General features: G+C 35.4%; 5 protein-coding genes. 2 read left to right on the top strand and 3 right to left on the bottom strand.

All coding sequences use genetic code 11. From position 1 onward, the window contains the following. Positions 1-483: 483 nt before the first annotated feature. Positions 484-1,785 carry an S-layer homology domain-containing protein gene (locus PY093_RS04915; protein WP_275644760.1) on the bottom strand — a complete coding sequence of 434 codons (1,302 nt, stop codon included), beginning with the start codon at positions 1,783-1,785 and terminating at the stop codon, positions 484-486. Positions 1,786-2,191: 406 nt separating this feature from the next. On the opposite strand from PY093_RS04915, the gene PY093_RS04920 reads away from it, so the two are divergent. Both PY093_RS04920 and PY093_RS04925 read left to right on the top strand, forming a co-directional pair. Then, positions 2,192-5,671 (top strand): S8 family peptidase, encoded by a 3,480-nt coding sequence (locus tag PY093_RS04920; RefSeq protein ID WP_275644813.1) that lies wholly within the window; start codon positions 2,192-2,194, stop codon positions 5,669-5,671. A 598-nt stretch (positions 5,672-6,269) separates the two neighbouring features. Then, on the top strand, positions 6,270-9,029 hold the full coding sequence (locus PY093_RS04925; protein ID WP_275644761.1) for a phosphodiester glycosidase family protein: 2,760 nt from the start codon (positions 6,270-6,272) through the stop codon (positions 9,027-9,029). Between the two features lie 235 nt (positions 9,030-9,264). On the opposite strand, the gene PY093_RS04930 is transcribed toward PY093_RS04925, so the two are convergent. Both PY093_RS04930 and secA2 read right to left on the bottom strand, forming a co-directional pair. Continuing rightward, positions 9,265-10,164 carry an accessory Sec system S-layer assembly protein gene (locus tag PY093_RS04930; RefSeq protein WP_275644762.1) on the bottom strand — a complete coding sequence of 300 codons (900 nt, stop codon included), beginning with the start codon at positions 10,162-10,164 and terminating at the stop codon, positions 9,265-9,267. A gap of 124 nt (positions 10,165-10,288) precedes the next feature. Then, positions 10,289-12,649 carry an accessory Sec system translocase SecA2 gene (gene secA2, locus PY093_RS04935; RefSeq protein ID WP_275644763.1) on the bottom strand — a complete coding sequence of 787 codons (2,361 nt, stop codon included), beginning with the start codon at positions 12,647-12,649 and terminating at the stop codon, positions 10,289-10,291. Positions 12,650-12,692: the final 43 nt, after the last annotated feature.

Genomic DNA, 12,692 nt, shown 5'->3' on the forward strand with positions numbered 1-12,692 from the left:
AAATTAAGTTGTAATAGGTTGAAGCTTTTGTTCCTTTTAGACATAGAATAAGACATCGCAAACCAACCGATCGGATGGGGAGCACAACCCTAACCTAAGCCATGTTATGGGTTGCCATAGAAAAAAGAGTTACTGATGACTATCCAGTTTTAATGGGTAGTCATTTTTTTGGGTAATACTATCAGGTCTAGTTTATGTAGAAGTAATAATATGTCTTATACATAGAGTAACCGGACTTTTAAAGGTTAAATATTTTATTGATTTTGTACTTCTCATTTCTAAACAAACGTTTGATTAATCGCGTTTACGCTAGTCATATCAGGTGTTTGAAAATTTTAAATAAACGTTTGTTTAAAGTGTTTTATCGACACGCGACATGTAAATAGAGGGGTATTTTCCCTCTTTCCGTTTAGAAATCCAATATAATAACTTAGTATGAATAACCTGAAAAGGGCCTTCTATTTCAGAAGGCCCTTTTAACCATTAGTTTATTTGTAATTTACTACTCAACGCTCTTACAACAAATACAGCAAACTCTGCTTTAGTTGTAGGTGCTACAGGTCGGAATGAATTATCAGGATACCCAATTGAAACTTTATTTGCTGCTAGGGCATCTATAAAAGGTGCTGCCCAATACTCGCTTGAAACATCTTTAAAATTAAAGCTACCTGATCCTTCTAGTTGGAAGGCAAGAACTAGAATTTTTGACATTTCAGCACGTGTTAATGGTGAATTAGGATTAAATTTTTCCGCTTTTGCAAATACACCTGCTTGTGTAAGCTTTGCAATTGCATAATATGCTTCATTGTTTTGTGATACATCTTTAAACTCAGGGTTAGGTGGTACTGATTTGTCAAATGGAAGGACACCATATAATGTTTGTGCAGCTTCAGCACGAGTTATTGGTTTATTTGGTGCAAAGGCATTTTCAGACACACCAGACATAACTTTATTATCTACTAATAATTTAATTTCTGTATAAGCCCAAAAATCTTCAGGTACATCTACGAAATTAAGTTTTTCATTATCCAAAAATGCTTTAACAAACGCATCTGCAATTAGTTCATAACCAGCTTGATTTGGATGAATGTCACTTGGATCTGGTAAATATGTAGTTGGGCTATCGCCAAATACAGAGTCTAGTGAAACAAATATAGCACCATTTTCGATAGCGACCTTTTGAATAACTCCATTTAAACCAGTAAGAACTTGTTGTAGTAAGGCCTGTTGCTCTGCAGGCAAGTAAGGAAATGCGTTATAGTAGCCAGACACATAAACCTCTGTCTCAGGATTTACTTCTTCAATTTCATCTAGGATTGAGGTTATGTTTGATTGGATTGCAGCTACCACAGCTTTTGCTTTCTGTGGGTCAAACGTCACTTTACCCGTTGCTCTATCGATTGATAATTCTTTAAGAATATCATTTGCACCGGCAGTTAATGTAACAAGATTTGAAGCCTCTATAGCGTCTTGAATCTTGTTACCTTCGACTTCTTTGTTGTTTACAAGATCATCTAGAACATTTTGAGTCGTATAACCTGGAACAGCAAAATCATTTGAGTAACTTTCAAGTAGTCCTAGCAATTCTAACTGTTCTGCAATAACCCCGGTGTACCCTTTATCAATCTTTCTATCAGGAACCATACCGGCTGCTAGTGAATCACCTAGTGCAACATAATTTATCTTTGCTGAGAATGCTTGGCTGGCAGCCGGTGAAATGCTACCAAACAAAAATACAAATAAGACAACTAAACCAATTAATCTACTAATAACACGTTTCTTCAAATACTTCACTCCTCTTAATAAAATAATTTCTTATAACATTTAATTAAATTCTAGTTCCAGGTGCTTTATACCTCTTTGTAGATGATTTTTTTTTCGACAAATATTATAAATTAAAGTGAAAAGTATAAGGCAAAGTGAAAAAGTAACTACACATTAATAAGAGTAAGATCTGGGTTAGGTGCCAGTTGCTTCAGATTTATGGTACGTTCCAAGGATTCTTAAAGTAATAGGCATAAAGCACTATTTTATAACCATGTAATTCTTTTCTAGTAGATTAGAACTGATTATTGAAGTTTATTAAAAATTATAGTATTTAAGAGGAATTTTCGATAGCAATCTTGTATACTAATAGATGGGTACCATAATATGGAACATTATACATATAAGGGGGAGGCGTTATATTTTGATGAAAAAAGCAAAGAAATCATTCCTATCCGTAGGTCTTGCTGCATCCATGTTATTTGTTGGTTCAACATCAACTTTTGCATTGGATACAACTCTTAAAACTACAGAGGATAAACAATTATTCCTTAAAAGACTCGGATTTAGCCAGGATGAAAAAGTACAGGCAAGCGTAGCAAAAACGCAAAATGAAGAAGCATTCAGCAAAGATACACTAATTGTAAAATATAGTACACCACTTACAGTTGGAGATCACAATAAAGCTGGGGCAAAGCTCGTAAAAAGATTTTCAACATTAGGTTATGATGTAGTCCAAATCACTGGTAAAAAGACATACGAAGAAGTGATTAAAGCCTATGCTACTCTAAAAGGTGTTGAAAAAGTATCGCCAAGTGCAAACATTACACGTTTTGGTTCTCCGGATGTAAAGGCAAAAGATATGTATTACTTAGAGACACTTCGCATGGCACAAGCGTCAAATCTTGCTGGGGATCATAAAGTTAAAGTGGCTGTGATAGATACTGGAATCGATGTTGACCACCCAGAATTAAAAAATAAAATTGTTAAGAACTATAATATATTAAATCCAATGCAAAAAGGTGCAGTCGATGTTCATGGAACGCATGTAGCTGGAATTATTGCTGCTGAAAAAGACAATGGCCTTGGTGGTTATGGTATTAATCCAAATGTTGATATTGTATCAATTGATGTTTTTAGTCGTTCTTGGTCATCTTCTGATTTCACGGTAGCTGATGGGATTTTAAAAGCAATTGACGAAAAAGTTCAGGTAATTAATATGAGCTTAGGTTCTTCATATGCTTCACCAATTATTGAGGATGCCGTGAAAAAGGCCGTTGATGCTGGTATTATCATTGTTGCTGCAGCTGGTAATTCAGGATTAGATATGAAGAACTATCCAGCTGCGTTTGAGGGTGTAATTAGTGTTGGTGCTACCAATGCTCAAAACAAATTAGCTGAGTTTTCTTCATTTGGTTCTTTTGTAGATGTGGTTGCACCTGGTGAGGATATTTATGCTCCTGTATTTGATGTTGACAAGCAATCATCTTTTACAGAATTAAGTGGAACTTCGATGGCCACACCGATTGTGGCTGGTGTAGTATCGTTAATGCTCTCGAAAAATCCTGATTTAACGGCACAACAAGTAAATTATATTTTAAATAAAACCGCTATAGACTTAGGTGAAACGGGCTATGATACAAAGTATGGCCATGGACTTGTAAACCCAGTGGGTGCCCTCATGTTTAAGGCAAAGGGTGTCCCAGTATTCGAAACTTTATCTGAAAGTGAACTACTAGAAAAGGCACAGAAGCTAGACTTTGATAATAGTATTTCTAAAACTGCTAATATTAAGTATTTAGATCAAATTGATTATTATCAAGTTGCTGTCAACAAAGGTGAATACATTCAATCAACTTTAAAGGGAACAGAAAATTATGACTACAAGTATGACCTTCTATTCTATCCTGAAGGTGAAACGGAGCCATCTAAAGAGGTAAATATAGATGATGCAGTAGAAAATAGTTCAGAAGGTAATCTTTTTATTGCTCCAGAAAATGGGACAATAGTGATTGCGGTTAAAGATCGAAACGGTAATTATAGTGAGAGTGGCAAATCGACTTATGAGTTAAGCCTTACTCGTCAATCAGAGTTGTTTGAAGATGATAACACTTTAGAATCGCCTGTTACAATCACTTCATTGCCATATGACTCAGGTAAAACCGGACCATTTTACTTTACTAATACAGTAGATGTACCAGAAAATGCTAGACTTGAGGAAATTTATGAAATCCCTGGAGATAGCGATATCTTTAAGTTTAAAGCTACAAAAAATGAAACTGTGAAAATATCAGTTTCAGATGTACCTGGGATTGATTCAACAATTAATCTACAAGTGATCGAGAAGTTTGAGGACTTTGAGTATCCATGGACAATCGATTCAAGCAATCGAAAAGGATTTGGTCAAGGTGAAGAGTTAACATTTAGTGCTCAAGAGGGTATGGAGTATATTGTTGAAGTTACGAACAAGCCATTCTCTTACTATGATCCTTATATGTTTTTGTACTATGGATATGGAATGGAGCTTGATTTAACAAGAAATTACTCATCTAATATTCCATACACATTAGGTGTAGAGTCAAAAGAATTACCTGCAGATGAAGATGGTTATCCAGATATGGGGTATTTCTCAGGCGGTATGGTAACTGAAACTGAAGTAATTTATTTTAATGAGAAAAAGGAAAATGCTCAGAAAGCGATTCTAGATCCATACTTTTACCCTTCAGATGGCAGTTTCTTAGGGATGGTTAGTGGTGTTGCGATTCCTTATATGCTAGAGGAGCAGAAAACAGGATACTTCCAATCCATGGGAGACGAGGATTGGTATGCATTCACACCAGAAGTAGATGGAATCTATGAGCTATCATTCGCTTCTGATCAAGCAAATGAAATACCACTTGCCAATGTCTATACAGTAAATACTGAAATAAACGACTTAATGTACCTTACAGGGAATGCAGTATATGGCTACAATGGGGTAACTGGTAATGACAAGCTTCAAGTTGGATTGAAAGCATATCAAACATATTACATTAACTTAACAAATAAAGATTGGCAAGCATCATTCAAATCATATACATTTACTTCTTCCCTGCTTGTAGAAGATGTGATGGATGAATATGAAAATAATGATACCTATGAAGAAGCAACAGACCTATTCTATAAGCCTATAACAGGTAACTTTGCTGCAGCTGGTGATACAGATATCTATTACGTTGAAACACGTAGATCAGGTACGTATGGAGTTGCACTTAAACCGCTTGCCGCTCCAAAAGAATATCAGAATCTACGAAAAGAGCTTTTAGCTCCAATCGATCCCGTTATTGCTATCATTGAAGATAGAAACGGTAATCGTAAGGTGGATCAAGAAGAAACTGGAAATATGCTTTATATTAATAATGGACTTAACAATGATGAGGAAAGAGGTTCGTTTACTGGTAAAGAAGGAGCAGGCTACTTTATCGTAGCGTTTGATTACTTTAGTACAACAACACTTACTCCTTATGAATTACAATTATCAAGCAATGTTGCACTTGACGAGGACCGTGATTCTGTTGTTAAGAATAACGTACCTTCTAAGCCACTTACACTAAAGGCAGAGAAAGGTGCACTTATTGGTAAAGGTAAACTAAACATTACGAGCAACAAAGGTGATGCAGATTACTTTAAGCTATCAGTTACTAAGGAACAAACACATACAATCAAGTTAGACATTCCTAGTGATCTTGACGGCGTTGTTACTTTATATGATGCAAAGGGTAATCTAGTTGCTAAAGCGGATAATTATGGACGTGGTGATGCGGAATACCTAGTAGCTACACTTAAAAAAGGCGACTATTATATTAAGGTTAATGACGTATTCGGAAATGCGAGCATTAATGAATATTCAGTCACTGTAACGAAATAGTAATAACTTAAAAGGGACCATCCAACTTTTATGCTAACGCTAAAATGGATGGTCTTTTCTGCATAAATAAATTCGACAAATACCAGGTAACTGTCGAATAGAATGGTAGGGAAAAATGGTATCGACACCTAAGTGGTACTTGTTGGATAAAATATATCTTTTTTTAAACAAACGTTTGATTAATGCCCTTTAGACCAATCATATCAAGGGGTTGAAAAATTTAAACAAACGTTTGATTAGATAATGTGGTTAGGTCTTGATAGGATTATAGGTTTAAATGCTTAGTAATTTGGCAAAAATAATAAAGCGATAAGCTATAGAGGTTGGTGAATATTCTCCTTTCCTTTCTTGCGAAGATAGACTCTAAATAGGGTCTATTTTTTTTAAAAATTGAAGGGCAAAATTTAATACTTGATTATATAAGTTAATGAAACTACTAGTTAAAGCCCTATAGTACAATCCTTTAGGTCTAATGTACTATCTACAGATTTTTACAAATAGTTACAATACCATTCGACAAAATCTATGAAACTATGATAAAACTGTTATGTACCTAAAAATATAAAAGTACATAATACCGACCATAGGGGGAAATCTAGTGAGACAAACTAAGAAACTATTGTCGATTGTCATAGTTGCTACACTATTTATACAATTGGGAATCAATGTATTTGCCGGGAATTCCGTGTTAGCTGAAGTGACAAATGATAATTTCCAAGTGTCAACAGGTGTAAAATATAATGTAAAACAAGAAAAGATCAATAATCTTGATCAATCCTTAAGGATAATGGAAGTAGATTTACAAGATTCATTTACACAGCTAGATGTAGGTTTACCTAATCCTTTAAATACGATAGCTACGACTTCAAAGCAAGCGATCCAAAACAGTAGCCAAGGCCATCAAGTGGTGGGTGCAATTAATGCTGGCTTTTACGATACTCAAACCAGACTTCCGATGTATTTAATTTCGTATAATAATGAGTTAATTAATGCAGGGATTGTTTCTTCTGGTAGGGATCAATATGTGAATGAACCAATTGCCTTTGGGGTAACCTCAGACGGTAAGGCATTAATTGATCAGTATACCTTAAATCTTTCGTTACTATATAATAATGTAGCTTCGAAGATTACTAGTATTAATAAAGTAAGAACGAATGATAATTTAATAGTTTACACACCTGAATATGGTGAAAATACAAATTCTAATCAATATGGAATGGAAGTTGTAATAACTGGGTCTTCAAAAAACCAAAATTTATCTTTTGGAGATGTGATTACAGGAACTGTCAGCCAAGTTAAACCATATGGTGATCCTAGTAATACTCCTATACCAGAAGATGGTTTTGTACTTTCCGCCCATGGAGCAAGCCTAGCGTCGATAAAAAACATGAAGGTTGGAGAAACAGTCACAGTTTCAATAGCTATCGATGATAAATGGCAAGATTCTAAATTCATGTTAGCTAGTGGTCCAATGCTTGTTAATAACGGAAAAGTAGAACTTTCTATTGATGAAAACAGTTCAAGAGCAAAAGAAAGAGCACCAAGAACTGCGGTTGCTGTTGACAAAAGTTTAACTAAAGTCTTTTTTGTTACGGTTGATGGTAGGCAGTCTGGATACAGCCAAGGCATGAACTTAAAAGAATTTGCAGAATATCTTGTTAAGATTGGAGCCTATAAAGCACTGAACCTTGATGGTGGTGGTTCAACGACTATGGTAGCTCGTAAATATGGTGACCAAACTGCGTCACTTGCTAACTCTCCATCAGATGGCAGAGAAAGAGCTGTATCTACAACATTACAAGCAATTAGTTCTGCTCCGATTGGAGAACCAAAGACAATTTCAGCAATACTAGGTAAACAAGGTAAAATTGTAAAAGGTTCATCTGTTGATGTGCAAGTTAACTATATTTTAGATCAATACTATAATTCATTAATCATTGATTCTAGCAAACTAGCTATTTCAGCAGATAGTTCAATTGGAACAGCATCAGGAAAATCATTCACAGCAACAAAAGCGGGACAAGGCAACATCACGGCTACTTATGGTACCGCATCAATTAATCTCCCGGTAACTGTTGTTGATAGTATCTCTAATTTTAGTGTGAGTCCAACTTCAGTTAGTATGATTAAATCTGGAAGTCAAAAACTAACTGTTAAAGCGTACGATTCTGACAATAATGAATTAGTTTTTGATCCTAAGCTCATTAAGTGGTCAGTTTCTAACCAATTAGGGACTGTTTCACCCGATGGTATATTTCAAGCCAGGGATGTAAAAGGGGAAGGAACGATAACCGCAACATACGGAAATACTAGTGTTAAAATCCCTGTCCAAGTTGGCGTAGATACTCTTATTTTTGAAAGCTTCGACAGTATTGAAAATTGGTCAACTAATTCAGTCCGGGCAACAGGTGTTTTGGAACCAAGTAAGTCTACAGAACCTATTATCCAGGCTAATGGATCGGCAAAGCTTCAATATGAGTTTTTACCAGAACAAAATGGTACAGCGGCAACCTATGTTAATGCTAAAAAACCAATAACGTTAATAGAACGTCCACTTTATTTAGGATTATGGGTATTTGGTGATGGAAATGCACATTGGTTAAGAGGAAAAATTACTGATGGCGCTGGCAAGGAACACACAATTAACTTTACTGAAGAAGGTGGGTTAAACTGGACCGGCTGGAAATATGTAAAAGCAAATATTCCAAGTGGTATAGCGCTACCGATTAAATTCAATCAAATCTATTTAGTAGAACCGGCTGTTAGTAAACAAGGAAAAGGAACGATTTATTTAGATAAACTACAAGCTGTTTATAATGCAAGCTATGAAGAGCCAATTTATAAGGATGTTCCAAGTACGTATCCTTCATACAATGAAATAAAATATCTGTCTGACAGAAATGTCATTTCTGGTTATCCGAATGGCGAGTTTAAGCCTTCTGTTCAATTGAAACGTTTAGATGCGGCAATCTTATTATCAAGAGCATTGAAGTTGGATACTGAAAATGCTCCGAAAGTAAAATATAAAGATATAAGTCAGGATAACCGTTTTTACAAAGAGGTGGCTGCTGTAACAGCAGCAAAGATAATGAATGGAAAGAGTGCGGATACCTTTGATCCGAATTCACCTTTAACAAGGGCAGAGATGGCTGTTATCTTACAGCGTGCATTCAAATTACAAGGCTCATCTGAGGCTATTTTTACAGACGTTAGAAAAGGAAGCTTCGGGTACGATGCGATCTCAGCATTATATACTGAAAAAATTACTGAGGGCTTTCCTGATAAAACGTACAGACCCGCAGATGCTGTTACTAGAGTACAATATAGTTTATTCTTATATCGTAGTTTAACGAAATAAGCCAAACAAAGACCATTTATTGCTGTTGCAGTGAATGGTCTTTTGCATTTTAAAGATAAGGCTTTGTTTGGAACCCAATAGGGAGCTAAGAGATAGCATTCCCAAGATCAAATTAAGGAGATATGACAAGCAAGGTAGGGATAGGATGACAACAAAATATAAGATTAAGGTTTGTAACCTTGCAAATATGTAAAAGAAAAGGTCAATCCCGGTAATGGAATTGACCTTTTGTAACTTATTTTTGAACCGGATAGGCTTGCCATTTAGATAAATCGGGATTTTCCTTTGTGACTAGTGTGCTAGGGAAAATAAATGTCCAAGGTTTACTAGTGTTAGGGTTCACCTGGAAATTATCTAATTTAAATCCGCCTTTAGCAATAATTTCGCCGTTTGCATCCTCAATTTGTAATGGAATCTGTTCAAGTTTAATACCTTTATCATTTCCATTTCTAATTAAAACTGTAACATGGAGGTCGTTATTATCGACTTGTTTAATTTGCAGACCTAAGAAATTTATTTCTCCAGATTTGGGTGGTTCAAGTTTTTCTACCATTTCTTTTAGTTTTAGCTTTTCTTCTTCTGCTAAGCTTTTCTCCCAGCTTTCTTCTAAATCTAATTCATGTGTTGTTTTAGATTTAAGTTCAAACGCTAGTTTCCATCCTTTATCTGGAAAATTATTTATGAATAACGAAGTCTTTTCAAACACAAAGTGCCATGGACGGTTACTTTTTGCAGGGATTTCACCTAAAACTGACAGGTCAAATTCTTTTTTTGCAAGCTTTTCGTTATTTGTCCCTATTAATAAAAGAGTAGTAGACTCCATTTTAATTGGTTTTGCTAAGCTATTTCTTATAAATGCTGTAACAACTAGGTTATCGTTATCCTTGTTTACTTCAACTCCAGCTATGGAGATTTGATTAGGTTTTAGTGGTTGAAGTTCATTACTTAAATATCGGTACACATATTGTTGTTCAGTAGAGATAGTCCAAGTAGGGTGCAGGGATAGTGTTGTCTCTACTTCAGCTTCAACTGTATTTTCTTCTTGTTCATTAAGTAATTCTTGTGAAGATATTGTACTGTCTTCACCTGTTTTATTTATCTTTGCATTTTTATTTTTATTAAAGAATGAAAGCATTAAAATTTCCCCTTTTTTAGCAAGTCTACATTGATTGTGATTCGACTTTATTTAAAATCAATCGACTATATAAAACGATAATCTTTAGTGGGACGAATAAACACACAGCTACTAGAAGTAATAACTATTGAATTTCATCTTGCATAAGTTGTCTTATGATACGTGTAAATTGAATACTAATTTCTTTTTCTATGTTTTTGTGTGTATTTGAAAATAGCTCTAACCCTTCTTTTTGATACAAACGCATAGGGTCTTCTTGCTGATAGTGACGCATTCCTATGCCTTCTTTAAGGCGAGTCATATTTTCTAGGTGCTTGACCCAATTTATATCAATTGCCATTGGAATAATCTGTTTTAAAATCTTGTGTAAACTTTCATTGTTTTGGTAAGTAGAAACGCCCTCAATATAATTATACAGTGCTTCCTCAACAACTTTTTCGATATCTTTTCTATCAGTTATCTCACCAAATGAAAGGGTAGATTTTCCAGTAATGACTTGTAAATCATTTGCAAGTTCGTTTAGATTCCATTCTTCAGGTAACATATCTTCGTCGCAATATCTATCGATTAAATCATATGCAGTAGTCCTAATCATAGGAACTACAACCGAAATTAGGTCTTTTTCTTCTAAAGCTTTATTTCTAATATGATAGATAACATTACGCTGCTCATTTATGACATCATCAAGCTTTAGATTATATTCACGCATTGAAAAGTAAGAGCCTTCTACAATGCGTTGAACTCTGTCAACAAACTCATGGATATTTCTATTTTGAATTTGGCCCAAATCATCGGATTTAGCTGTTGGTTTAAGCTTTTCAAGTTCTTCTTTTGCGAAACGTCGGAACATATCATCTTCAAGGGAAATAATAAACTGACTCGATCCAGGGTCGCCTTGTCGTCCTGCACGCCCTTTTAACTGATTGTCGACCCGTCTGCTTTCATGGCGTTCCGTTCCAATAACATGTAGTCCACCAAGGTCTGCTACCCCTTCTCCCAGTAGAATATCCGTACCACGTCCAGCCATATTTGTAGCAATCGTGATATGTCCTTGTTGTCCAGCTAAAGAAATTAAGCGAACCTCCTGCTCTACACTTTTTGCATTTAATATCTCATAAGGTAGTTTTTCTTTAGCCAAATACTCAGCTACTTTTTCTGACTGAAGAATGGATGTTGTACCAATCAAGACAGGTTGACCCTTGGCATGTCGTTCTTTTACGTCTTTTACAACAGCCATGTATTTCTCTTGTTTTGTGGTATATATTTTGTCAGACATATCAGTACGTATTACTGGTTTGTTTGTTGGTATTTGCACGACATCCATCCCATAAACGTGTTGAAATTCTTTTTCTTCTGTTTTAGCTGTACCAGTCATTCCGGATAAAAAAGGATACATTCTAAAATAGTTTTGTATAGTAATGGAAGCTTGCGTTTTATTTTCATCGGTTATAGCTAGTCCTTCTTTAGCTTCGATTGCCTGGTGAAGACCATCACTCAGGGTCCGTCCTTCCATAATACGCCCGGTAAACATATCTACAAGCTTGATTGCATCTTCATTTACAATATAATCGACATCACGTTCGAACATAACGCGTGCTCTTAGTGCTTGGATCATATAATGATACAATGTTTGATGTTCTAATTCATAAAGGTTATCGACACCAAATGCTTTTTCAACTTTCTCAATACCTTCATCAGTTAAGCTGGTGGCTTTTGTCTCTTCATCAAAGGTGTAATCTACATCTAGTTTAAATTTTTTAGCTAATTGAGCACCAATGTAGTGAAGATCTGAGTTAGATTGCATTTTTCCTGCTATAATAAGCGGAGTTTTTGCTTCATCTACTAAAACACTATCTACCTCATCTATGATCGCAAAATGGTATGGCCGTTGCACACGTTGAGCAGTATCTGTAACCATATTATCACGTAAATAATCGAAGCCGAATTCAGTACCAATTCCATATGTAATGTCGGCTTCGTATGCGGCTTGCTTCTCTACCGGAGAAATCATTGGAATGTTGAGTCCAACTGTTAGCCCTAGAAACTCATGGATTTTTCCTATCATGTCTTTATCACGTTTTGCAAGATAATCGTTTACTGTGATAACATGTACTCCTTTACCTTCTAAAGCACGTAGATAACTTGGTAAGGACGCAACCAGAGTCTTGCCTTCACCTGTAGGCATTTCAGCAATATTACCTTCGGTTAAAACAAGCCCTCCAATTAACTGTACATCAAAATGACGCATACCAAGAACTCTTTTAGAAGCCTCACGTACAACTGCAAAGGCTTCGCTTCTAATATCTTTAGCAGTTTTTCCATTCGCCAGTTGTTCTTTCAAATATGGTGTCTTTGCCTTTAGCTCATCATCTGTTAATTTTGCAATACTATCCTCAAGTTGATTTATTTGATCCACAATTTTTTGGTATTTTTTTATGCGACGTTGGTTTGTGTCGCCGAAAGTCTTTTTAATAATCGATAGCATATGTCAATACGCTCCTTAGTTAAAATTCTTCTTTAGTATATCA

The sequence above is a fragment of the Cytobacillus sp. S13-E01 genome (assembly GCF_029193815.1).
In the GTDB taxonomy this organism is placed as follows: Bacteria; Bacillota; Bacilli; order Bacillales; family Bacillaceae_L; genus Bacillus_BV.

What these genes read in the sequence shown, in the direction of transcription:
- PY093_RS04920 (WP_275644813.1), top strand. Translation starts at nt 2,192, where the DNA reads ATGAAAAAAGCAAAGAAATCATTCCTATCCGTAGGTCTTGCTGCATCC.
- PY093_RS04930 (WP_275644762.1), bottom strand. Translation starts at nt 10,164, where the DNA reads ATGCTTTCATTCTTTAATAAAAATAAAAATGCAAAGATAAATAAAACA.
- secA2 (WP_275644763.1), bottom strand. Translation starts at nt 12,649, where the DNA reads ATGCTATCGATTATTAAAAAGACTTTCGGCGACACAAACCAACGTCGC.